Raw genomic sequence first — 22360 nt, 5'->3', positions numbered from 1 at the left:
CTCCATGCGAGTTGCCGTCATTGGGGCGGGCGTTGTCGGCGTCGCCTCGGCTTACATGCTGGCGAAGGCCGGTCACGCAGTCACGCTTATCGATGCGGAAGTCGAGCCGGGGCGAGGGGCGAGCGCCGGCAATGCGGCCCAGCTTTCGTGGGCCTATGGCGATGCGATGGCGTCTCCGTCGCTTCTGAAACATCTGCCGGGGATCGTCGCCGGCCATGATCCGGCCTTCCGTGTCCGCTTCCGGCTCGATCCGGATTTCATGATCTGGGGATTGCGGTTTCTCGCCAATATGCCGGACAGGCGCTGGTGGAGCAATACGAGCGCAATCCTGCAGCTCGCGGATGAATCCCGCCGGGAACTAGCCGCGCTTCTGGACGAGGCGCCGCTATCCTTCGACTACCGTGTCGCCGGCAAACTGCATTTCTATCCGGATGCGGCGAGCTTTTCACGCGCCGGTCCGCTGGTTGAGCGCAAGCGCCAGCTTGGATTGGACCAGCGGCTTTTGTCGCGGGCGCAAGCCGATGAGGTCGAGCCGGCCTTGAAGTCCTATCAGGGCGAAATTGCCGGGGCAGTACATACGCCCGGCGATGCGCTTGGGGACGCGGCGGCCTTCTGCCGCGAACTGACCGGTTTCGCTGTCGCTCGTTACGGCGTCGAAAGGCTCTTCGGCGCGAAGGTCGCCGGATTCGAACGCTATAAGGACAGACTATCGGCGGTAAAATTCGCCGACCGCGATGCGCTCGCCGTCGATGCGGCCGTCGTCACCGCCGGGCCGCTGATCCGCACGCTTGCCGCCGCCTTGCCGGAAGCGGCCTCCGTGCAGCCGGTGCGCGGGTATTCGCTGACGGTTCAATGGCGGGACGGCGCGCCGCGCGTAAGCTTGACGGACGTGAAGCGCAAACTCGCCTTCGCCGCCATCGGCGTTCGTTTGCGCGTGGCCGGCCTTGCGGACATCGAAAGATCGGGCGCCGGCTTCGATACGGACCGGTTCGCGGTTCTGCGGGATATGGCAAACAGCGTCCTGCCGGGCTATTTCACAGCGCAAGCCGGTGAAGCGCGTTGGTCTGGCGAACGCCCAATGACGCCATCGTCACAGCCGATCATTGCGCCATCCCGCAGAATTCCCGGCCTCTATGTCAACGGCGGTCACGGCATGCTCGGCTGGACGCTGGCGATGGGCAGCGCGCGCCGGCTGCTTAATATCTTATCTTCGACGACCTGAAGGCTCGGTCTGTTGGCCATCCTCGCTCCTGGCTTTCACAGCCGTTGGAGGGGCCGATGAAAGATCGCGCGCTGGCGGATGTCTGGACTGAGTATCGAGATGATCCGAGAACATCTGGATCTTCTCAAGGACAGGCGGCATCGACCTTTCATGGCTTGCGGGTATCGGCGTGGCAGGTGGCGCTTATCTACTACTGAAGCGCGTTGTTCGCTCGCCTGTGCGAGAGGAAGCCGATCGGTGATCCCTGTCACACTGCCATTGAAGCTATCCGGCCCGCTTGCAATTGCTTCAATTGTTGGCCTGCCTGGCGCGTTGGTTACGACAACTAAAGGGTCCATCGTCTTGGATTATATCCCTTTTTGCTCTTCCAACTCTCCTGCCAGGCAGCTTCGTCGCGGGCTGGGGCAATGCATGTCGCTCTCAGAATGAGATGCCTGAATGAGGCTGGCGGCTGGCGGCAAACACGCGGTCCAGCTCCTCGGCCACGTCCACGGAGGTCGTCTTGATGCGCCCGGAAGCAGCAAGAAGCGAGGCGTTCTGCGCCCCGAAGATCAGCGTGGCCAGTTCCGCGATTGTGACATGAGCCTCCGCCGTCTCGCTGCCTCGCTCCGCACCCTTCGGACCGAGAGACCAGGTACCGCCATTGTCATGGAACAAGTCGTCTTCGACGGCAATCGTGACCTGGCGCGTGCCGCCATATCGGCGGGCCGAAAGCAAGGCTTCGAGATCGAGAGGTCGTATCCAGCTTTCGTCGCGCCGGCCGGATATCTCCAGCGCTCGAGGATTGTGGAGAAGCAAAGGCAGCGGATCATCCACCGGCCGGGATGGAAAGGTGACCTGGTGCAGGATATCCTGCGTGAAGAGGTGGCCAATCAGGGCCCGCCAGGCTTCATCGTCATGGGCGACGAGATCGTCGACGATCACGGTACGACGCGATGAGGTGAACCAGTTGTCCGAGGACTCGACATGGAAGCGCAAATAGCCGCGCTCGTGACCCTCGGCACCGAAGACGACGGCGTGATGGGGCGTTGTGCCGGAGACGGTACGGAATTCCTGAATGGACCACCAGCCATCCCAGCGCGATAGCGTCGCTGCTCGCGGCGACGGATCCGCGTCGGCAATTTTTCGAAACAAGGTGAAGCTCTCACGAGCATCGACGATGCGAAGTCCTTCTCGCGCGGTTGAGACCGCAAGCCCGGTGCGGGTAAGATCGAGTTCATGCCGGACCGACCAGGAGGCAACGCCGTAACCGTATCGGCCGTAGATGCGGGCATCCGATGCCCGCAAGCCCGCGACGACATAGCCATCTGCGCGGGCACGGCGAAGCTGCTCGATGATGAGCTGGCGAGCAATCCCGCGACGTGTCGCGTCCGGAGACACGCCGACATGTGTGACGGAGAGATGGCGCACGCGCCGGCCGCCGGGTAGGGTGATTGATGAATCATAGCCGTTGACGACGCCTCGCAGCACATCGCCCTCGAAGCCGCCAAGCGGTTGGCCCTCTGCCAGAAACCGGGTTTCGGTGTCGGGATTGGTGCGCCCAAAGTCACCGATACCCAGCAAGGCCTGCCGGAACAGGGCAAAAGCCTTGCGCCGGCCGTCTTCATCATTCAGCGATCGTATGTCCATGCGAATGTTGTCCAATGTCATTTTACGACTTTCGGGAATTCAGTCTTCGATTGCAGGTGATGACATGTGCCATTTCTTATGATTGCGCGGACACCGGAGCGAGAAGGCCCCGCGCCTTGAGAAGCGCCGCTGCGCCCTCGCCGAAATGCCAGGCCTCCTCGAGATGAGGCTGCCCGGAGAGGATGAAATGGTCGAAGCCGACGCGATGGTAGGCTTCGATGAGGTCGGCAACTTGCGCATGGCTCCCGACGAGAGCGGTGCCCGCTCCCCCGCGCACGAGGCCATAGCCGGACCAGAGGCCGGGATGGATTTCCAGTTCACGCGCCGAAGCCGGGACGCCTTCGCGCCCCACATGCAGCGCCGACATCTGGCTCTGGGCGACGGATTCGGATTTGGCGAGGAGCTCCCGGTTCTTTCGCACCCGCTCCGGCGAGAGCCAGGCAAGAAGTTTGTCGGCCGTGGCCCAGGCTTCATCCTCTGTATCGCGCGAAATGACATGCAGGCGCACACCGAAGCGCAGCGAACGACCTCTGGCAGCCGCTCGCGCTTTTAGCTGTGCGATATTGTCGGCCTCCATTGCCGGCGGCCGCCCCCAGACCAGGTAGACATCGGCCTGACCGGCCGCGACCTCTTGGGCGGCAGTGCTTGCGCCGCCAAAGAAGATCTCCGGCAGATCGTACGGACCGGTGTCGATGCTTGCCTCGCGGATGTCGTAATGCTTACCCTTGAAAGAAAATGGCTGGTCCGCAGACGCGGACGTCACGCCGCGCACCACCGAGAGGAATTCCTCCGTCCTCTCATAGCGGGTGTCATGGTCCAGATGATCGCCGAAGCGCGCCTGCTCGAAGCGATCGCCGCCCGTCACGACGTTGAGAAGCAGCCGCCCACCGGTCATCCGCTGGAAGGTCGCCGCCTGATGGGCGACGAGCGTCGGCGATATGAGGCCAGGCCTGAAGGCGACGAGAAATTTCAGCCGCTTCGTTTCGCGGGAAAGCGCGGCGGTGGTAATCCAGGCATCCTCGCACCATGTGCCGGTTGGCGTAAGAACGGCGTGGAAATTCTGCGCTTCAGCGGCGCGTGCCACCTCGCCGAGATAGGCGAGAGTTGGTGCGCGGAAGCCGCCGGAAAATTCCACGACATGGCTATCGGCTCCAGAGCCTGTCAGGCCCCGGCTGTCGCCATTTGTCGGCAGGTACCAATGAAGGTGGATGTTGCCACTCATGCCGGGATCCTTTTATTGGCCGCAGCCGAACGATGATCCCGGTCAAGCGCGGTGCGGCTTCCGCGAATGATGGCGAAGGCCGCATCGGGATGATCCGCTCCCAAGGCGCCGGTGCCAATCAGGCGATCAGGGAGCGTCGCATTGGCGACGGGGAGATTGTCGATCACATGGCGCCAATGTCCCTGGGGGACGTGGTTCGCGGTGTTCATTCTGAAGGTGTCCAAAAACAGCGGCTTGCGGGCCGCCTCCCGGTTTGTCAGCTCAATCATGGGGCATTTCTTCAAGGACTCGAGACGCGTTGTTTGCAGCGGATTCCATCTCTCTGTTCCGACCCGGAACCGCGGCAACAAGCGCACGGGCGTAAACGGATTGTGGCGCCAGCAGAAGATCGGCGGTCGCGGCCTCTTCCACGATCAGTCCGTGCTGCATCACCGCAATGCGGTCGGCCACCCTGGCCGCCACGCGCAGGTCGTGGGTAATGAACAACATCGCAAGCCCGAGGTCGCGTTGAAGTTCGGCCAGGAGATCGAGGACCTGTGCCTGCACGGACACGTCGAGCGCGGAAACCGGCTCGTCGGCCACCAGCAGCCGCGGCTTTGGCATCAGCGCACGGGCAAGGCCGATGCGCTGGCGCTGGCCGCCGGAAAAGGCATGCGGCTTCCGATCGGCGGAGGAGGGATCCAGCCCTACGCGCAAGAGCAGCTCCGCCATGCGGGATTCGGCTTCTTCTCTCGATAGGCCGGCTTGCAGCACAGGCTCCGTCAGGATGCGACGGATGCTGTGGCGTGGATTGAGAGAGGATTGCGGATCCTGGAACACCATCTGCACGGCAGGCCGTCTCTCGTGCGTGAACAGCTCCTGAGCACGGCTTATCGCCTCGCCGGAAAGACGGAAGGTGCCGGCATCGCGTTCGACAAGACCGGTGATGACCTGCCCGAGAGTGGATTTGCCCGATCCGCTTTCACCGACCAGCGCAACCGTCTCGCCGATGCGCAATGTCAGATCGATCCCCCTCAGCGCCTGTGTCGCCGGCCGGGCTGGGCCAAGGAAGCGGCGGCGGCTGAAATGGGTCTTGTCAATGCCTTCAAGCTCCAGCACTGGCGGCAGACCTGAAGGAAGCGGAGGGCGCCGGGCTTCAAGTTTCGGCACCGCGGCAAGCAGCCTCTGCGTGTAGGGATGGGCCGGCGCGGCGAGCAATTGTTCCGCGTTCCCCTGTTCGACGATCTCGCCGGCCTGCATGACGACGATGCGGTCGGCGATGTCTTGTACCACGCCGAAATCATGGGTGATGAACAGCACGGCGAGCCCGTGACGGGCCCGCAGGTCGAGAATGAGCCGCAGGATTTCCGCTTGCGTCGTCACATCGAGCGCGGTGGTCGGTTCGTCGGCGATCAGGAGATCGGGCCCGCAGGCCATCGCGATGGCAATCGCCACGCGCTGGCGCTGGCCCCCTGAAAGTTCGTGCGGATAACGCCGGCCGAGCGTGCCCGGATCGGGTAGACGCATGGCGGCAAGAAGCTCTGCGATCCGTTCCGGCGGTGCTGGGTGGCCATGAGCCGTGAGCGCTTCCGCGATCTGCCGGCCGATGGTCAATAGCGGGTTGAGCGCCGTCATCGGTTCCTGGAAAATGTAACCGATCCGCGCGCCGCGCAGGCGCCGGAGCGCCGTTTTATTGAGAGAAAGCACATCCTCGCCCGCAAAACGCAGGTTCCCCCGCTCGACCCGAAGGCCGTTGCCGGGAAGAAGGCCGGCAATGGCAGAGGCGAGCACCGACTTGCCCGAGCCGCTTTCGCCGACAACGCAGAGCACTTCGCCGCGCGCGATGGACAGGGTCGCGTCACGAACGGCAAGCTCCCGCTCGCCGCCCTCCGGAAGCCGTATGTCGATATTTTCGATTTCGACCAGGGGTGCCGTCGCGGCGGATTGCGATTGGCTCATCGCCCGCCTCCCGCTCCGCTTTTCGGATTCATCCAGCGTTCCAGGCCATCGCCGACCAGATTGAAGGCAAGCACGGTGAGAAAGATCGCCAGTCCGGGCAGGGTGGAGAGCCACCAGTTGACGCTGAAGGCGGTACGGCCGGATCCGAGCAGAAAGCCCCAGGAGACGGCGTCACGATTGCCCAGTCCGAGAAAGCTGATGCTGGATTCGATCATGACCGCACCGGCAACGAGAAGAGAGGCCTGGATCATCACCTGCGGCAATACGTTCGGCAGCACATGCAGGAATGCGATGCGCAGATGCGACAGTCCGCTGACACGGGCGGCGCGAACCCAATCGAGCCGACGCAGCGACAGCACCTCGGCGCGGACGATGCGCACGACCGGCGGCCAGGAGATGAGCGCGATCGCCAGGACGACGATGAGGCGGGTCGGTGACAGGATCGCCACGATGATGATCGTCAGCAGGAGCCCCGGAATCGTCTGGAAGAACTCGGTAATGCGCATCACCACTTCATCGACGGCCGCGCCGAGATAACCGGCGGCAAGGCCGAGCGTCACGCCAAGGCCGATGGCAAGGCAGACGACGCTGAGCGCGACGGCAAGGGTGGCGCGGGCACCATGGACGAGGCCGGCGGCCAGATCGCGGCCGAGCATGTCGGTCCCCGCCGGGTAGCCGGGCGACAGCGGCGGCAGATTTGGCCGCGCCACCATGCGCCAGGGATCCCCCGGATAAAGCACGTCGGCGAAAATGATGCAAAAGGCGAGGAGTGCGAGTACGGCGAAGCCGAACAGGACCGGCGCGCGGAGCAAGGGATGGCGTGGGCGGCGGATCATGTCCTCGCCTCCCGGTCGATCCTCGGGTCGATCATGCGGTAGGCCATGTCGGCGACGAGGTTGGCGATGAGAACGCCGAACGAGGAAAGGATGAACACGGCGATAAGGACGTTGTAGTCGCGGCTTGCAAGCGAATCGAAGGCAAGCCTGCCGATGCCCGGCCATGCGAAGACCGTCTCGACTAGGATCGAACCGCCGATCAGTTGGCCGGCCTGCAAGGCCGCAACGGTGATCGTCGGAAGAAGCGCGTTTCGCAGGAGATGATCGCGCCAGACGAGCCAGGCCGGAAGGCCCTTGGCCCGGGCGGTGCGGATAAAATCCATGTCGGAGATCTGCAGGAGCGCTGCGCGGCTGACCCGCGCGTGGATCGACATGTAGTAGAGGCCAAGCGTCAGAACCGGCAGGACCATATGCGCGGCGAGATTGCCGAATGCCGCCCAGCCGCCCTTGGCTGCAGCCGAAGGGGTCTGCATGCCATAGGACGGCAACCAGCCCAGCTTCACGGCGAAGACGATGATAAAGACCAGCCCGATCCAGAACATCGGCATGGCGAAGAAGGCGACGGATATCGTCGTGACGATGCTGTCGATCGCAGAGCCCGGCCGGCGTGCTGCAAGGGCGCCGAGGCCCACACCCGCGACGATGGAAAAGACGAAGGCGGAAACCGTCAACAGCAATGTTGCCGGCAGTCTTTCCAGCACGATGTCGATCACCGGCCGCTGATCGCGATAGGAGGTGCCGAAGTCGAGCCTGACAATCGCCTGCAGATAATGCCAGAGCTGCACGTCAATCGGACCGTCGAGACCGAGATGCTGGCGGATTTCGGCGACGAACGCCGGATCGCTTCCACCCTGATCGCCTGCGAGCAGGAGGGCGGGATCGCCCGGGGCAAGGCGGACGAGTACGAATGTCAGGACGATGACCGCCAAGAGAATGAACCCGGCCTTGGCAAGCCGAAGCGAAACGGCCCTGGCGAAGGCCAAGGCTGCTCCCTGTCCATGCACGCGACCGCGTTTAGACGCCTGGTTCATTTCTTGAGCCAGACCGATGCGAAGTTGTCGTCCGTGCCGAGCGCGGTCGTGATCAGATCCTGCACCCTGTCTCGATACAGGGTGGGGAATACGATGTCATGGGTCCAGACCAGAGGCACGTCATGCGAAACGATCTGCTGCACCTTCGAGTAAATCTCTTTGCGCCTGGCTTCGTCGGGCTCATGGGCGCCCTGATCCAGCAAGGCATCCACTTCCGGGTTGGAGTAGCCGTTGACATTGGCGCCGGTCGTGCCGGCATTGTCGCCCTTGACCGTCTTGTAACCGTAGGAAATACCGATCGCCGGGTCGGCGGTCGTATAGACGAAGTTCTCGGCGATGTCATAGTCGAAGGTGGTTAGTCGTTTGAACCAGCCGGCAACGTCGGTGGAAACGATATCGACCTTGATTCCCACTGCGCCGAGAGCCTCGCGCAGATATTCGGCCTCACGGGACCAGAGTTCGCCATAGGGAAGCGGGACCAGTTTCAATGTGAAGCGCGTGCCGTCCGGCCCCGGCCTGTAGCCGGCTTCGTCAAGCAGCGCCGCAGCCTTCTGCGGATCGAACGGGTAGACGGTTTCGACGCTTGCATCCTTGTAGACAGACAGGCTCGAAAACGGACCGTTGATGGGCTTGCCGAAGCCCGCGAAGATCGTGTTGATGATAAAATCGCGATCGATGGCCTGCGTGATGGCCTGTCGAACCTGCAGTTTCGCGAGGATCGGATTGCGGTTGTTGAGGTGAACATAGCCGATCGGTTGCAGATATTCCCAGCCGTCCTCGCGTGTCTTCACGCCCTCAAGCGCCGATAGACGCGGGATATCGAAATTCTCGACATCGCCCGACCGCAGCGCATCCACCTGGCCGGTCTCGAAAGCAATCGCTCGCGAATTTGCATCCGGTATGATCTGGAAATCGATTTCGTCGAGATAGGGTTTGCCGGCATCCCAATATTTGTCGTTGCGCACGAGGCGGATCAGGCTGCCCTTCTTCCACTCCGCGAACTTGAACGGCCCTGTGCCGATGAATTCGGCATTGGCCGGCGCGTTACGGAAATCGGTGACGCCGACATATTTGTGCGCGGGAACAATGGCTGCGTTCAGCGAGCGAAGGAAAGCCGGATAGGGATTTTTCAGGGTGAAGACGACGGTTAGATCGTCCGGCGTTTCTATGCGGTCTATCTCGTTGCGCAGATCGCGCGAGCGGGCTTGCAGCGCAGGCAGGAAGTCATTGTAGCTGAAGGCAACGTCCTTGGAGGTGAAGGGCACGCCGTCATGCCAGGTAACGCCAGATCTGAGCTTGAACGTATAGGTCTTGCCGTCGGGCGAAACGGTCCAGCTTTCGGCGAGCCGCGGGATCGGCGCCAGATCCTTTTGGGCGTAGCTGACGAGCGAATCGTAAATCTTGTCGCCGACGAAGGTTGCCGGCCCGAGGCGATTGATGCCCGGGTTCAGGGAGATCGGTTCCGGCTGCACGATCAGGTTCAGCGTGCCACCCCTGTCTTCCGCAAAGGCGGCGCCGGAGACAAGCACCAGCCCGAGCAGGGCGCCCAGAAAGCGCGAAGCCGTGTTTCTCGAAAGTCCGTCGAAGGCCATAGATCCTGGTCCATTTATTTTCTATAGATTTGATAGATTTATGCAACGGAATACGATCGTTGGCGCGGTCGTTCCGTTCTAAAAAGCGCAATTTGTGGGGAAAATCGTTCTCCGCTTTCATGATGCGGCCGCCTGCCGTGACGCAGTCCATGCAGACGGTGATTTCGGCGAATGGCTTCGCGGCGTGGATGAGAGCATCTCAAAACGGCACGCTTTTTTCGACGAAAGCCAATTTTCGGCAGATTATTTTCTTCGCGGGCAGCTCAATTGGAACGTTCCACCGTTTCAATTCTACATAAAAACTATAGAAAATAAGTGGAAACAATCGAAGCCGAGGCAAACTCCCAATGCATGTCACTGTCTTTCTCCGCGCCAGGCGGATCGCCGTTTCTTTTCTCGCGGCTTACACGGCCCTTTGCGCCCCGGCGTTTGCCGATGAGCCGAAATTCGGTGGCACGCTGCACATCGCCTCGCTTGAAGCCGATCTCGACGCTTTCGACCCGCTAACCGGCTACAGCATTGAATCTTGGGAAATTTTGCGTGCGACGACACGCCAGCTCGTTACCTATCCCGGTTCGCCGATCGGCCTCAAGGAAGATACGACCTTGGTGCCGGATCTGGCCAAATCCTGGGACGTCAGTCCGGACGGCAAGACCTATACGTTTCATCTGAAGGACGACATTTTCTTCTCGGGCTCCATCGAACGTAAGATCGTCGCCGGCGATTTTGTCTACGGCATAAAGCGCTTCTGCGACCCCAACAAGCAGGTCGCAGCCATCAATTATTTCAATCTCGTGCTGTCGGGCTTTGTCGAATACTGCAAGGATTTTTCCAAAGTGCCGACCGGGGATCTGGCGGCAAGCAAGGCCTTTATCGATAGTCACGAGATTTCCGGTGTATCAGCTCCGGATGACAAGACCCTGGTGATCCATTCCGATACCAAGAACTACGACTTCCTCAATATTCTCTCGATGAATTTCGTATCGCCGGTGGCGCCTGAAATCGCGTCGAAATATTTCCCGGACGCACTGGAATCGCGAAAGAATCTACCATCGAGCGGGCCGTACTATGTTGCCTCCTACGATCAGGGCCAGAAGCTGGTCCTGAAGAAGGCCAAGAACTTCAAGCCGGAATCGGACGAAGCCCGCAAGGCCTATGTCGATGAGATCGATGTCGATTTCACCGCCAACAGCGAAGATGCAGTCGTTCAGAAGATTCAGACCGGGGAGGCCGATCTCTCGCTCTATCTCGACGCGCCTCCGCGTGGCACCATCCAGCAATATGTATCTAAGAATAGCCCCTACCTGCACGCGACCAACAGCGGCTCGGCCAACTTCATCACCATAAACGCGCAGAAGAATGTCACCAGCGAAGGTATCGAGGCGTTGCGCAAGCCGGAGGTGCGCCAGGCCTTGTCCTATGCGGTCAATCGCGCCCATCTGGTTCAATCGCAAGGCGGATCGATCGCGGCCGTACCTCTGTCGCAGATCATCACCTCCACCATCTCGGGCTACGAACAGTTCGATCCTTATCCGACTGCAGGCAACAAGGGAGATCCGGCAAAAGCGAAGGAGCTTTTGGCGAAGGCCGGTTATCCTAATGGCATCACGCTCGACGCGCTCTATCGTACCAACGCACAGAACGAAACGATTGCGGTCACTCTCAAGGAGGATTTGGCGGCTGCTGGCATTACGCTGAACCTAATCCCGGCACCTGCCAGTGGATGGCGGGCTTACATTCAGGATCCGAAGTCGCGTTGGGACGTGTTCCTGAACGGCAGCTTTTCACCCGATTGGCAAGGTCCGAGCACGCGAATGCTGCTCGGTGGTTGGCTGAACTCGGATGCCGCGCCGTGTGGCACCGGAAATGTGTATGCGATTTGCTATAGCAATCCGGAGTTGAACAAACTCGCCGCCGAAGCTTATCCGTCCGACAATGCGACCCCACTCTGGACCAAAGCGGACAAGATCGTATCAACCGATCTGCCTTGGATCCCGCTCTTCGAAAAGCGCAAGATCGCCATCACGTCGGACCGCGTCACCCACTGGACCTGGTCTTCGCTCGCGGTGCAGGCCGACATCACCAACATCGCGGTGAAGAACTAGGCAGTGGCGTAGTTTGATGTCCGTCTTTTCCGTAAATGATCTACGAGTTCGCTTCGGCGGTGTCCAGGCGGTGAGGGGTGTCTCCTTCGCCGTCGAAGCCGGAAAGACGCTTGCAATTGTCGGCGAGTCCGGGTCGGGCAAGAGCGCCAGCCTTCTCGGCGCGACGGGGCTCGTGCCGGCTTCCGCCGTGGTGGAGGGCAGCGTGCGGCACTGCGGCCGGGAGATCCTCGGTCTGCCCCATAGGGAATTACGCAGGCTTCGCGGCGCGAAGATCGGTTTCGTCTTCCAGGATCCGCTCAGTAATCTGCACCCCTTGAAGACGATCGGCGAGCAGATCGGCGAGGCGATCTCGGTTCATGGCGGAGTTGGTCGCAGGGAGAGGCGCGAGCGCGTGCTGGCGCTTCTCGACAATGTCGGTATTGCCGATCCGCAGGCGCGGCTCGCGGACTACCCACGCCACCTTTCCGGCGGCATGCGCCAGCGGGTGATGATCGCCATCGCCATCGCGCTCGATCCAGGACTGATCATTGCGGACGAGCCGACGACGGCTCTCGACGTCACCGTTCAGGCGGCCATTCTCGATCTTCTCAAGCGTCTGCAGCAGGAGCACGGAACCGCGCTGATTTTCGTCAGCCACGATCTCGCGGTCGTGTCCGACATTGCCGACGACGTTGTCGTCATGCGCGAAGGCGTCGTCATCGAGAAAGCGCCTGCGGCCGAGATCTATCTCCGGCCACGGCAGGATTATACCCGGGAATTGTTGGGTGCGGCGCGCCTCGGCGGCCCGAAGACCTACGCGGCGGCCGGAGGCCGGGAAGCGTCCCGCCCTTTGCTTGCCATGCATGGAATTGCCCGTTCCTTCGGCACGCGTTCGGTACTCGATGACGTCTCCTTCACCATAGGCGAAGGAGAGATCCTCGGCCTCGTCGGTGAGTCCGGCTCCGGCAAATCGACCATAGGGCGGCTGATCGCCGGTCTGGACCGGCCCGACGCGGGTCTGATCAGCTTGCGGGGAAGGGACTATTCCCAGCCCGGATCCGGCGGCGTCCTGCTGCAGGGCGATCTGCGCAAGGCTATCCAAGTGGTGTTTCAGGATCCCTATGCCAGCCTCAATCCCAGACGGCGGATCGAGGCCATCCTTTCCGATCCCTTTGTCATTCATGGCTCCATCGGCAAGGCGGAACTGCGCGAGAAAGTGAAACAACTCGTGGCCGACGTGGAACTGCCGGAAGAGATTCTGAACCGGTTGCCGTCGCAATTGTCCGGCGGGCAGCGGCAGCGAGTCGCCATTGCGAGAGCGATCGCGCTCCGGCCCTCCCTGATCGTTGCCGACGAACCGGTTTCCGCCCTCGACATCACCACCCAGGCAAAGGTCATCAGGTTGCTCTCCCGGCTTCGCGACAAGCTCGGAGTCTCCTTCCTGTTCATTTCACATGATCTTGGCGTCATCGGCGAGCTATGCGACCGGGTGATCGTGCTGGAAAAGGGACAGATCGTGGAAACCGGCCAGACGCGACAGGTCTTCAGGCGCCCGGTCCACGACTACACTCGACGGTTGCTCGCATCCATTCCAGGAAACAAGCGTCTATCGGCCGATGCAGAGCTTGAAGAGGTGAGCCATGGCTGACCGCATTCAGTCCGTCGCCGCCCTGGCGCCTTCCGACCCGTCTCCGTCGCCGCTCACCCTGCTTTTGAAGCGCCTGTGGCGCGAAAGGGCGGTGCGCGCCGGCGCCATCATCGTTGGCTTCGTACTGCTGGCAGCGCTGTCGGCGCCCGCGGTCGCCAATCTCCTGGGGCACGGTCCGATGGAACAGTTCCAGGATACGGCGCTCGATGAAATGGGATTGCCCACGGGCCCGACACTCGACTTTCCTCTCGGAGCCGATGGAAACGGCCGCGATGTGCTGGTCAGAACCCTTTACGGTGCGCAGGTTTCGCTCATCGTCGGCATTCCGGCGACAACGATCGCGATGATCATCGGTACGGCCATCGGCCTGGTCAGCGGCTTTTTCGCGGGCCGAACGGATCGTATCATTTCGCAGGCCATAGACGTCGCTCTCTCTTTTCCCTTCGTGGTGACGGCACTCAGCCTTTTGTCGCTCAACCGAGGGGGAACGGGCCAGCCGATCGTTCCGCCGGTCATCGTGGTGATCCTCGTCATTGCCTTGTTTTCCTGGGCCTATTTCGCCCGCCTCACGCGGGGGCTCGTGGTGGAACTGCGCACCAGTCCGATGGTGGAGGCCTCGCGCACGATCGGCGCGTCATGGGCGCGCATCATCTGGTTCGATATCCTGCCGAACATCCTGCCGACGATATTTGTTTACTGGGCCGTGCAGCTGCCCGCCAATATCGTCGCGGAGGCGACCCTCTCCTTCCTCGGTCTTGGCATTCAGGCGCCAATGCCCAGCTGGGGCAATATGATCGCGGAAGCGCAGCGGACGTCCCTCTATCAGAACCAGCCCTGGTTTCTGGCAGGGCCCGGCCTCGCCCTGTTCCTGACGGTGGTGGGCTTCAATACGTTGAGCGCCGGGCTGCGAACCGTGCTCGATCCCCATCATAGAGGCGCGTGATCATGGTGAGCCGGTTTGCCTCCACCGCCGTGCGTTCGCTCTCGACGCTCGTCATCGTCCTCATCCTCTCGTTCTTCATCACCAGGATCGCCTATCGCAATCCCGCCGCGATGCTGGCGCCGCGCAATGCGACGCAGGAAACGATTGACGGCGTCGCGAGAGCGCTTCGCCTCGACGAGCCCTGGTATCTGCAGCTTTGGCACTACCTGTTCCGCGGTCCGGACATCCAGGGCGCGCCGATGGGCTTGATGCACTGGCCACCGGCTCTTGGCTTTTCCTTTCGCAAGCAGGCGCCCGTCACGGATCTTATCCTCGCCAAGGCGCCGGTGACGCTCTCATTGGCCTTTGGCGCGGTGATCATCTGGATGACGATCGCCATCATTTCCGGTGTTGTCGCGGCGCGCTGGCATGGCCGGCTCATCGACCACCTACTCGCCTTCCTCGCCTACGTCGGCCTTTCGGTTCCCACGTTCCTCAGCGGTATCCTGATCTCCTATTTCTTCTTCTTCCAGCTATCGAACCACGGCGTTTCATGGTTCCCCAGCAGCGGCTACGTTCCCTTGAGCGAGGACCCGCTGCAATGGGCGCGACATCTGGTGCTTCCGTGGGCGACGCTCGCGATTGCGGAGATCGGGATTTTTCAGCGCATGGTCAGGGCGAGCATGCTCGACGTGCTCGGGCATGATTTCATCCGCACGGCCCGGGCCAAGGGCGTGCCCGAGCGCCGGATCTATTTCTCCCATGCTCTGAAATCGGCGTTGAATCCGATACTGACGCTCGGCGGGCTGGAGCTTGCCTCCATCATGGGGGGCGCAATCGTGACGGAAACGATCTTCGGTCTGGATGGAGTTGGCCGCATGGCGATCACTGCCGCTCTGGATGGCGATTTCCCCGTCGTCATCGGCACGACCATCTTTGCCGCCGCCGCTTTCATCCTCACGACCCTCGCGGTCGACCTTGTCGCGCTGTGGCGCGATCCGGCAAATCGAAACTGAGCATCTTGGCGGATCAGGCTCACCATCCATACGATGGAAAAATCCAGGCATGAGCACAACGCGCGACCGCGACCGAACAAGCCCGGAGACACATTCCGTTCCCCCGTTTCTCGATGCAGCACCACTAAGAAGGAGAGAACAAATATGACCGCAGTGGATGCCCCAACTTCGCTGACCTACTTGCGCCCCGCCACCGCGACGGAAGAAGACCTCGTGGCGCGCTTCCAACCGGTCTTCGACCGTATCGCCGAGGGCAATGTCGAGCGTGAACGCAATCGTACTTTTCCTTTGGAACAGGTGCAGTGGCTCAAGGATGCCGATTTCGCTCTGGTGCGCGTACCTGAGGAGTTTGGCGGATGGGGCGCCTCGCTTGAACAGACATATTATCTCCTGGCTTTGCTGGCGGAGGCAGACGCGAATGTCGCCCACGTATGGCGCAATCACCTGGCCTTCATCGAAGACCGTCTCAACGCGCGGCCGTCACCGACCAACGACCGCTGGTTCCAGCGCTTCCGTGACCGCGAATTCGTTGGCGGCGGCTGGACGGAAGCCAATAACGGCACCTACGCGACCATAAAGACGACCGTGACCCGCGAAGGCGATCATTACAAGGTCACCGGCGCGAAGTTCTATGCCACCGGCAGTCTCTATGCCGACTGGCTGGACGTGATCGGCAAGGGCGAAGACGGTTCCCTCATTACTACACTGGTCAGCCGTCACCAGCCGGGCGTCGTGCTTACTGACGACTGGCCGGGTTTTGGCCAGCGCACCACGGCAAGCGGCAGCGCCACCTACCGGGATGCCGTTGCGCATGAGGGCGACGTCTTCCCGGCGAGCGAGCGCGTCGTCTACCAGGGGCACTTCTATCAAACGGCGCTGCTGGCCGTGCTCACGGGTATTACGCGTGCGATCCTGCGCGACGGTATTGCGGCGCTCAAGTCGCGCGGGCGCAACTACCCGCAAGGTCTCGATCCGGTACCGGCGCTTGACCCGCAGCTGCTGCAAGTGATCGGCGAGGTGTCGGTTCGGGTTTTCTCCACGGAGACAGCGCTACGCCGTGCCGCGAATTCGCTCGACCGCATCGCCGCTGCCCATGCCGCCGGCGACGTTGCCTTGCGCGACGAGCGGGCGACAGCTGGAGAAGTGGCTGTATCGCAGGCGCAACTCGCGATCATCGACGGCGTCCTCTTTGCCGCCACGCACATCTTCGGCGCTCTCGGGGCGTCCGCAACCTCCGAGGAAACCGCTCTCGACCGCCACTGGCGCAATGCGCGCACCCTCGCATCCCATAATCCGGTCGCCTACAAGGCGCGCATCCTCGGCGACTACTTCGTCAACGACAAGTCGCCCGTGTCGAGCATCGCCCGGCTCGGTCGCGGTGGCCAAGGCAACTAGGGAGACGCAGGATGACCAAACCCTACCTTGCGCTTGGCTTGGCCGGGCCGCATTTGATAGAGCTTACCGCAAGCCGCGCTCTGCTGTCGCGATGGGATAGATTGCCGGTTGCGTTCAGCGTGCTGGGAATCGACCGTGTCGATGGCAGCGCGCCGGCGCCGGTCACGCTGACCAGCAGTGCCGCCGGCGCCACTTTGGCCGGTGCCACCAACTACGGTCGTTTCCTCATCACTGCGACGCCGCAGCGCGACCACCCGTACAATGTCGCGCGCCGCGTCGCCTCGCTTGCCCACCTTTCGCATGGTCGCAGCGGCCTTCTGATCGGCGTGCGCGACGCCTATGCCCCCGAAGGTCCGAAGGAAGCACCGGCCTGGGGTGGAGCAGGGCTCGGCGGTGGGGCGCCGCTCACCGCTCAGACGGCCTATGACGCCGCCCTTGCGGTGCGCGCGCTCGAGCAGAGCTGGCCGTACGACTCGATCATCGGCAATCGTGAGACCGGCATCCTGGTGGAGTCGAATCGTATCGTGCATGTCGATATCAACAACAGCTTCTCCATCGCGGGGCCATTGAACGCACCCGAGCCATCCACAGGCGCGTCGGTGATCGCGTGGTATGCCGCAACGGCTGCGGATATCCCGCCGGCAAGCGCCAACGACCCGATCGAGCTTGTCCTGGGCGCTTCGGGCTCTGTGCCGATCGTGGCTCTGGGGCAGGAGCCGCCGCCACATGCTGTTGCGGGTGTCGTGCTGCGCGCGGGCCTTGAGCAGTCGGTGGGTGATCTCCTCGACACCGCCGAGCGGTGGCTTGCAGATGGTTTTGCTCCCATCGCGCCAGGCGGATCTCTGCGCACCGCGTTAAACCTGACGGCGCCAGCGCCGCTGCCGTCCACGGCGCGCGCGGCTTTCCCTCTGCCGCAACCGCATGTCTCTCTTTAGAGAGCAACGGAGATATCACTCATGACAAACAAGCGATCTGGTCACGTCCTCCTCGGGATCAACGCATTGGTGCTAGGTTATCTGCCGGCGGCATGGAAGACGCCGCTGTTGAAGAAGGATTCCTTCATTGACCCGGATTATTGGACGAACCTTGGCAAGACGGCGGAACGCGGCACCCTTGACGCCATATTCCTGGCTGATGGCCCGCTGCTGGGCGACCCAGCCTATGACGCCAATCCGATCCGCCTCGAGCCAACGGTGAACTGGGGTCATGTGGCCGCGGCAACCCCGCGCGTGGGCCTTGTCGCCACCGCCTCGTCCACCTTCAACGACCCTTTCGAACTCGCCGAGCGCTTCCTCTCATGGGACCAACAAACGGGTGGTCGCGCGGCGTGGAATGTCGTCACCACGCGCGGCGTGCCTGCCGCGCGCAATTTCGGCATGCCCGATATCCCCTTTCGTGACGATCGCTACGAGCGTGCAAGCGAATTCGTCGATGTCGTGCGGGCATTGTGGGAATCCGCGGCCACGGGTCGAGATGTGCATCACCATGGTGAATTCTTCGATGTCGACGGCCGTTTGCGGGTGCCGCCGTCGAAGCAAGGCCACCCGGTCATCTTCCAGGCGGGTGGTTCGCCGCAGGGTCGCGCCCTGGCGGGACGCGCGGCTGAAGGTGTCTTCGCGGCCGAACTCACCAAAAATCAAGCCATCGAGCACTACCGTTTGGTCAAAGGTCTCGCGCGGAGTAATGGCCGTTCACCCGACGATATCAAGATCCTCCCAGGCTTGTTGCTGAGCTTGGGCAGCAGCGAGGAAGAGGCGCGTCGCCGCAGCGATGAGATCCATGACGCAGGCCCGCCATCATATTCCATCGCCTGGCTGTCACAGGCGATCGGCTACGACGCCTCGAAACTCGAACTGGATGAGCCGTTTCCCGAGGATGTCCTCGGCCCGATCAAGGACACCCAGACCTTCCTCGGCAGTATCGGCTTTCGCGAATCGATCATCACGCAGATCCGCAAGACCAACCCCACCGTGCGCGAGTATCTCAAGCAGACGCGGTATACCGGGTCGGGTCATGCCGGATTCGTCGGCACGCCCGAGCAACTCGCCGACCACATCGAAGATTGGTTCCACGCCGGAGCCATCGACGGCTTCAACCTGCAGCCGGATCGCCTGATCGATGGTCTTGCCGTGATTGTCGACGAACTCGTGCCGATTCTGCGCAGGCGCGGCCTGTACCGCCACGAATACGAGACCGAGACGCTGCGCGAACATTTCCAGGCAGCGTCACCAACGCCTCCCTTCTAAGGCCCGTCGCAGCCGATCGGCTTTGGAATTCGATGTTTATCCGATTTGCGGTTCGTTTTGCCCGTGCAAAAGGAAGCGTCATGGGTCAGGTGTAGCCGATCGAATGATGGGAGAAATGACGGCAACCGATATGCTGCCGTTCATTTCCGGGAGGCGAGGGGATTCGCCGACTCGTGCAACCGTCGTCACCGTGCCCGCAGCCGCGCCTCCAGCCACAGGCTGTATCGCGAGGCGGCGAAGCTGATTGCGAAATAGATGCAGGCGGCAAAGATAAACGTCTCCGTATAGAAGCCGAGCCAGTTCGGGTCTGTTGCTGCGGTCTTTGCTGCGTTCAGAAGGTCGGTGATGCCGATGACGGCAAGCAGCGAAGTATTGAGCAAGATGCCGATCGATAGATTGACGATGGCCGGAATGACTGTCCTCAGCGCCTGGGGCAGCACGATCAACCGTGCTGTCCGCCAATAGCCCAGACCGAGGGAATAGGCTGCTTCCGTTTGACCAGCCGGGATCGATTGCAGACCCGCGCGAATGACTTCGGCCAGATAAGCGGAAACGAAGAAGGTGATGCCGACTTGCGCGCGCATCAGTTTGTCCAGCAGCGCGTCTGCCGGCAGCGCCATCGGAACGATAAGCATTGCGACATAAAGCACGGCGATCAGCGGGACGCCGCGCAGGCATTCGATGAAGATCACGGCAAGGCTTCGCAGGATGCCCATTTTGGATCGACGTGCGAGAGCCAGCAGCAAGGCCAGGGGAAAGGCAGTGGCGAGGCCGATCAGCGAGACCAGGATCGTTATCGGCAATCCGCCCCATTGGTTGGTCGGAGCTTCCGGCGGTAGGAGAGTGCCGGCCATCAGCAGCCAGCAGACAGGCACGGCAACAAGCCAGAGAATAAGAAGTCGCTTGCTCCAGAATTGCGGTTTTGCAGATAGGAAAAGCAGAGCCTCGATCCCGAGAATGACCAGAGTAGGGCGCCATTGCAGGGCGGGCGGATAGAAGCCGAAGATGATGAAGCGGAATTTCGCGCCGATAAATGCCCAACAGGCTCCGGCGCCATCGACGTTGCAGTTCTGTGCCGGCCCGGCCCAGACGGCGTCGTCAATAGCCCAGCGCCACAGGGGCATGAGAAACCAAATGGCGACGGCAAGGCAAGCGAGGGTTATGAAGCCATTCAGCTTGCTGTCGAAAAGTCCTGCTGTCAGGGGTCGCCGGGCGCGCTTGGGAAGTGTGATTTGCAATTCGCTCATCGCTGCCGAGCATCCTTGAGCATTATATTTCGATTATAGAGGTTCATCAGAATGGAGACGACCAGATTGATCGACAGATACGCGATCGCGATAATCGCGAGCGCCTCCAGCGTTTGGCCGGTCGTATTGGCGGTTGTATTGGCGACATTCACAAGATCGGGAAAGCCGATAGCCACGGCGAGGCTCGAGTTCTTCGTCAGGTCGAGATAGCTCGATGTCATCAGTGGCGTGATGACGCGGAGCGCCTGTGGCAGAACGACAAGCCGCATGATATGGCCGGGCCGCAGCCCCAGCGCGCGGGCGGCCTCCCATTGGCCGTTTCCAACCGATTGGATGCCGCTTCTGACGATTTCGGCGATGGTGGCGGCGGCGTTGAAGACGAGCCCGGTCAGAAGTCCGGCAAATTCCGGCGTCAGCGACAGGCCGCCGCTGATGTTGAACCCGCCTCTTGCAGGTATTTCGGCTGATATGTGAACACCCGCCGCCCAGCAGATCGTTATAAAAACCGCAACGGCGATGATAGCGATACGGCTTGCGTAAAAACGCCGGCCGAACAACAGGCGTCGCAAGACGAAGATTGTGACGCAGGCGGCAGCGCCGGCGAGGGGCAGCCAGATCAATATGGAAGGCCCATCGACGATCAGCTTGGGGACGAAGACGCCGCGATTGGTGAGGAAGAAGCTGCCGGAAACGTCGATCGCTCGGCGCGGCGGCGGGAGGCTATGGAAAATCGCACTCCACAGAAAGAGCTGGAGCAGAAGCGGCGTGTTGCGGAATATCTCGACATAGCCGCGAACGAAGGACGAAAGCACACGGTTTCCGGAAAGACGGGCGATCCCGAGGATCACGCCGAAGACGGTCGCGAGCAGGCATCCGAAGAAGGCAACATTGATCGTGTTGAACAGCCCGACCAGGAGCGCCCGGCCATACGTATCCGAAGACGAATAAGCAATCAGGCTCTCGCCGATCTCGAAGTTTGCTCGTTGAGAAAGGAAGGCAAAGCCTGGCTTCAGGCCGAGCCTGTGCATCGTCTCGATGACATTGTCGCCGAGATAGCAGAAAAGCGCGATGATGAGGAGTAGCACTGCCACTTGGGTCAGCGGTGAAGGACCGAGCCATTGACGGATTCGATCCGGGAAACCGGGCTTCGCGAAGCCCGGTTCGGAACTGTTCCGTGATGCCATATGCAACAACGGCATGAGATCAGCGGAAGGGCGGAGAGTAGATGAGGCCGCCCTTGGTCCAGAGCTGGTTCAAGCCGCGATCGAAATTGAGCGGCGTACCCTTGCCGACATTGCGCTCGAAGATTTCCCCGTAGTTGCCGACAGCCTTGATGATGTTGTAGGCAAATTTCGGATCGAGGCCAATCGCCTCGCCGAGGGAGGGATCGACGCCGAGGAAGCGTTTGATCGCCGGATCGTCGCTCGTCAGGAAGGTATCGACGTTCTCTTTGGTAATCCCAAACTCCTCAGCCTGGATCGTGGCGTAAACCGTCCAGTTGACGATCTCCAGCCACTGGTCATCGCCGGCGCGGATGGCAGGTGCAAGAGGCTCCTTGGAAAGCCGTTCCGGCAGAAGGATGTAATTGTCGGGCTTGGTGAGCTGGGTCCGCTTCGCGGCCAGATCGGTCGAATCCTGCGTCAAAGCATCGACGCGGCCGGTGTCGAGCGCCTTGGTAAACTCGCTCGTTTCCTCGATCGTGACAGGGGTGAACTTCTTGCCGGTCTTCCGGAAGAAATCGGCGATGTTGAGCTCACCCGTCGTGCCGCTTTGGACGCCGATCGTCGCCCCATCGAGATCTTCGCCCTTGGTGACACCAAGGTCCTTGCGAACGAGCAGCCCCTGGCCATCATAGAAGACGACAGGCCCGAAGTGGAAGCCGAGCTTGAAAGCACGGGTGATGGTTTCCGTCACCCCGGAAAGGAGAATGTCAAATTCACCAGCCTGCAATGCGGGAAGACGCTGCTGCGGTGAGGAGTTGGTGAATTCAACCTTGTCGGGATCGTTGAAGACCGTAACCGCCAGCGCCCGCCCGAAATCGACGAAGAAGCCCTGCCACCGGCCATTGCTGTCGGGTGTGAAGAAGCCCGGTGTCGTGCCCACGCCGACTTTGATAAGACCACGCTCCTTGATCTTGTCGAGGGTTTGCCCCGCTTCGGCTGCGAGAGGCGCAAGGGCCGTCGCAGCGAGTATCAGAGCGCCAATAGTGCTTTTAAAAGACTGAAGTATCGAAATGGGTCGCATGAAATGCTCCTTTAATGTATCGCCCCCGCCGGCGGCATCAAACTTGGGAGGATCAGCCACCGGCAAAAACTAACTTAAATACTTATTA

Annotated in this window: 19 protein-coding genes; 9 read left to right on the top strand and 10 right to left on the bottom strand. The window is 61.5% G+C overall.

The features are described from left to right. Window positions 1-4 precede the first annotated feature (4 nt). Window positions 5-1222, top strand: a complete 1218-nt coding sequence (locus ACQZ6J_RS13395) for an FAD-dependent oxidoreductase (RefSeq protein ID WP_449084408.1) — start codon at window positions 5-7, stop codon at window positions 1220-1222. A 56-nt stretch (window positions 1223-1278) separates the two neighbouring features. Then, on the top strand, window positions 1279-1419 hold the full coding sequence (locus tag ACQZ6J_RS13390; RefSeq protein WP_449084407.1) for a hypothetical protein: 141 nt from the start codon (window positions 1279-1281) through the stop codon (window positions 1417-1419). Between the two features lie 223 nt (window positions 1420-1642). Here ACQZ6J_RS13390 and ACQZ6J_RS13385 read toward each other — a convergent pair whose 3' ends face one another. The 7 genes from ACQZ6J_RS13385 to ACQZ6J_RS13355 form a co-directional block, all read right to left on the bottom strand. Continuing rightward, window positions 1643-2851 (bottom strand): GNAT family N-acetyltransferase, encoded by a 1209-nt coding sequence (locus ACQZ6J_RS13385; protein ID WP_449084406.1) that lies wholly within the window; start codon window positions 2849-2851, stop codon window positions 1643-1645. Between the two features lie 76 nt (window positions 2852-2927). Then, window positions 2928-4073, bottom strand: a complete 1146-nt coding sequence (locus ACQZ6J_RS13380; RefSeq protein ID WP_449084405.1) for an LLM class flavin-dependent oxidoreductase — start codon at window positions 4071-4073, stop codon at window positions 2928-2930. Next, window positions 4070-4342 (bottom strand): hypothetical protein, encoded by a 273-nt coding sequence (locus ACQZ6J_RS13375; RefSeq protein WP_449084404.1) that lies wholly within the window; start codon window positions 4340-4342, stop codon window positions 4070-4072. Before ACQZ6J_RS13375 ends, ACQZ6J_RS13380 begins: the two co-directional genes overlap by 4 nt. Further along, window positions 4335-6011, bottom strand: coding sequence for a dipeptide ABC transporter ATP-binding protein (locus ACQZ6J_RS13370; RefSeq protein WP_449084403.1), 1677 nt, complete (start codon window positions 6009-6011; stop codon window positions 4335-4337). The genes ACQZ6J_RS13375 and ACQZ6J_RS13370 overlap by 8 nt, the downstream gene beginning before the upstream one ends. Beyond that, entirely contained in the window at window positions 6008-6847 is an 840-nt protein-coding gene (locus ACQZ6J_RS13365; protein ID WP_449084402.1) for an ABC transporter permease, read from the bottom strand. Before ACQZ6J_RS13365 ends, ACQZ6J_RS13370 begins: the two co-directional genes overlap by 4 nt. After that, window positions 6844-7890, bottom strand: a complete 1047-nt coding sequence (locus tag ACQZ6J_RS13360; protein ID WP_449084460.1) for an ABC transporter permease — start codon at window positions 7888-7890, stop codon at window positions 6844-6846. Before ACQZ6J_RS13360 ends, ACQZ6J_RS13365 begins: the two co-directional genes overlap by 4 nt. After that, window positions 7875-9470, bottom strand: a complete 1596-nt coding sequence (locus ACQZ6J_RS13355) for an ABC transporter substrate-binding protein (RefSeq protein WP_449084401.1) — start codon at window positions 9468-9470, stop codon at window positions 7875-7877. Before ACQZ6J_RS13355 ends, ACQZ6J_RS13360 begins: the two co-directional genes overlap by 16 nt. A 347-nt stretch (window positions 9471-9817) precedes the next feature. Here ACQZ6J_RS13355 and ACQZ6J_RS13350 point away from each other — a divergent pair, with 347 nt between their 5' ends. The 7 genes from ACQZ6J_RS13350 to ACQZ6J_RS13320 all read left to right on the top strand — a co-directional run bounded on the left by ACQZ6J_RS13350 (window position 9818) and on the right by ACQZ6J_RS13320 (window position 18781). Further along, window positions 9818-11575, top strand: coding sequence for an ABC transporter substrate-binding protein (locus ACQZ6J_RS13350; RefSeq protein ID WP_449084400.1), 1758 nt, complete (start codon window positions 9818-9820; stop codon window positions 11573-11575). A 16-nt stretch (window positions 11576-11591) separates the two neighbouring features. Continuing rightward, a complete protein-coding gene (locus tag ACQZ6J_RS13345; protein WP_163985245.1) occupies window positions 11592-13202 on the top strand; it encodes a dipeptide ABC transporter ATP-binding protein in 1611 nt (536 codons plus the stop codon). After that, window positions 13195-14145, top strand: coding sequence for an ABC transporter permease (locus ACQZ6J_RS13340; RefSeq protein WP_163985246.1), 951 nt, complete (start codon window positions 13195-13197; stop codon window positions 14143-14145). The genes ACQZ6J_RS13345 and ACQZ6J_RS13340 overlap by 8 nt, the downstream gene beginning before the upstream one ends. A 2-nt stretch (window positions 14146-14147) precedes the next feature. Beyond that, window positions 14148-15140 carry an ABC transporter permease gene (locus ACQZ6J_RS13335; protein WP_449084399.1) on the top strand — a complete coding sequence of 331 codons (993 nt, stop codon included), beginning with the start codon at window positions 14148-14150 and terminating at the stop codon, window positions 15138-15140. A gap of 144 nt (window positions 15141-15284) precedes the next feature. Further along, window positions 15285-16535 (top strand): acyl-CoA dehydrogenase family protein, encoded by a 1251-nt coding sequence (locus ACQZ6J_RS13330; protein WP_449084398.1) that lies wholly within the window; start codon window positions 15285-15287, stop codon window positions 16533-16535. An 11-nt stretch (window positions 16536-16546) separates the two neighbouring features. Continuing rightward, entirely contained in the window at window positions 16547-17470 is a 924-nt protein-coding gene (locus tag ACQZ6J_RS13325; RefSeq protein ID WP_449084397.1) for a hypothetical protein, read from the top strand. 21 nt (window positions 17471-17491) lie between these two features. After that, window positions 17492-18781 carry an NtaA/DmoA family FMN-dependent monooxygenase gene (locus ACQZ6J_RS13320; RefSeq protein ID WP_449084396.1) on the top strand — a complete coding sequence of 430 codons (1290 nt, stop codon included), beginning with the start codon at window positions 17492-17494 and terminating at the stop codon, window positions 18779-18781. 185 nt (window positions 18782-18966) lie between these two features. Here ACQZ6J_RS13320 and ACQZ6J_RS13315 read toward each other — a convergent pair whose 3' ends face one another. From ACQZ6J_RS13315 to ACQZ6J_RS13305, 3 genes are all read right to left on the bottom strand, one after another. Next, window positions 18967-20028 (bottom strand): amino acid ABC transporter permease, encoded by a 1062-nt coding sequence (locus ACQZ6J_RS13315; protein WP_449084395.1) that lies wholly within the window; start codon window positions 20026-20028, stop codon window positions 18967-18969. Further along, a complete protein-coding gene (locus ACQZ6J_RS13310; RefSeq protein ID WP_449084394.1) occupies window positions 20025-21119 on the bottom strand; it encodes an amino acid ABC transporter permease in 1095 nt (364 codons plus the stop codon). Before ACQZ6J_RS13310 ends, ACQZ6J_RS13315 begins: the two co-directional genes overlap by 4 nt. 112 nt (window positions 21120-21231) lie before the next feature. Beyond that, window positions 21232-22272: an amino acid ABC transporter substrate-binding protein gene (locus ACQZ6J_RS13305; protein ID WP_163985253.1), complete on the bottom strand. Its 1041-nt coding sequence runs from the start codon at window positions 22270-22272 to the stop codon at window positions 21232-21234. Between the last annotated feature and the right edge of the window lie 88 nt (window positions 22273-22360).

Source organism: Rhizobium sp. A37_96 (assembly GCF_053521765.1).
The sequence above is the reverse complement of the archived record's forward strand: the minus strand, read 5'-3'. Positions and strand labels throughout refer to the sequence as shown.

Excerpts from the sequence above, each read along its gene's own strand:
- ACQZ6J_RS13395 (WP_449084408.1), top strand. The coding sequence starts at position 5 with ATGCGAGTTGCCGTCATTGGGGCGGGCGTTGTCGGCGTCGCCTCGGCT.
- ACQZ6J_RS13390 (WP_449084407.1), top strand. The coding sequence starts at position 1,279 with ATGAAAGATCGCGCGCTGGCGGATGTCTGGACTGAGTATCGAGATGAT.
- ACQZ6J_RS13385 (WP_449084406.1), bottom strand. The coding sequence starts at position 2,851 with ATGGACATACGATCGCTGAATGATGAAGACGGCCGGCGCAAGGCTTTT.
- ACQZ6J_RS13380 (WP_449084405.1), bottom strand. The coding sequence starts at position 4,073 with ATGAGTGGCAACATCCACCTTCATTGGTACCTGCCGACAAATGGCGAC.
- ACQZ6J_RS13375 (WP_449084404.1), bottom strand. The coding sequence starts at position 4,342 with ATGATTGAGCTGACAAACCGGGAGGCGGCCCGCAAGCCGCTGTTTTTG.
- ACQZ6J_RS13370 (WP_449084403.1), bottom strand. The coding sequence starts at position 6,011 with ATGAGCCAATCGCAATCCGCCGCGACGGCACCCCTGGTCGAAATCGAA.
- ACQZ6J_RS13365 (WP_449084402.1), bottom strand. The coding sequence starts at position 6,847 with ATGATCCGCCGCCCACGCCATCCCTTGCTCCGCGCGCCGGTCCTGTTC.
- ACQZ6J_RS13355 (WP_449084401.1), bottom strand. The coding sequence starts at position 9,470 with ATGGCCTTCGACGGACTTTCGAGAAACACGGCTTCGCGCTTTCTGGGC.
- ACQZ6J_RS13350 (WP_449084400.1), top strand. The coding sequence starts at position 9,818 with ATGCATGTCACTGTCTTTCTCCGCGCCAGGCGGATCGCCGTTTCTTTT.
- ACQZ6J_RS13345 (WP_163985245.1), top strand. The coding sequence starts at position 11,592 with ATGTCCGTCTTTTCCGTAAATGATCTACGAGTTCGCTTCGGCGGTGTC.
- ACQZ6J_RS13340 (WP_163985246.1), top strand. The coding sequence starts at position 13,195 with ATGGCTGACCGCATTCAGTCCGTCGCCGCCCTGGCGCCTTCCGACCCG.
- ACQZ6J_RS13335 (WP_449084399.1), top strand. The coding sequence starts at position 14,148 with ATGGTGAGCCGGTTTGCCTCCACCGCCGTGCGTTCGCTCTCGACGCTC.
- ACQZ6J_RS13330 (WP_449084398.1), top strand. The coding sequence starts at position 15,285 with ATGACCGCAGTGGATGCCCCAACTTCGCTGACCTACTTGCGCCCCGCC.
- ACQZ6J_RS13325 (WP_449084397.1), top strand. The coding sequence starts at position 16,547 with ATGACCAAACCCTACCTTGCGCTTGGCTTGGCCGGGCCGCATTTGATA.
- ACQZ6J_RS13320 (WP_449084396.1), top strand. The coding sequence starts at position 17,492 with ATGACAAACAAGCGATCTGGTCACGTCCTCCTCGGGATCAACGCATTG.
- ACQZ6J_RS13315 (WP_449084395.1), bottom strand. The coding sequence starts at position 20,028 with ATGAGCGAATTGCAAATCACACTTCCCAAGCGCGCCCGGCGACCCCTG.
- ACQZ6J_RS13305 (WP_163985253.1), bottom strand. The coding sequence starts at position 22,272 with ATGCGACCCATTTCGATACTTCAGTCTTTTAAAAGCACTATTGGCGCT.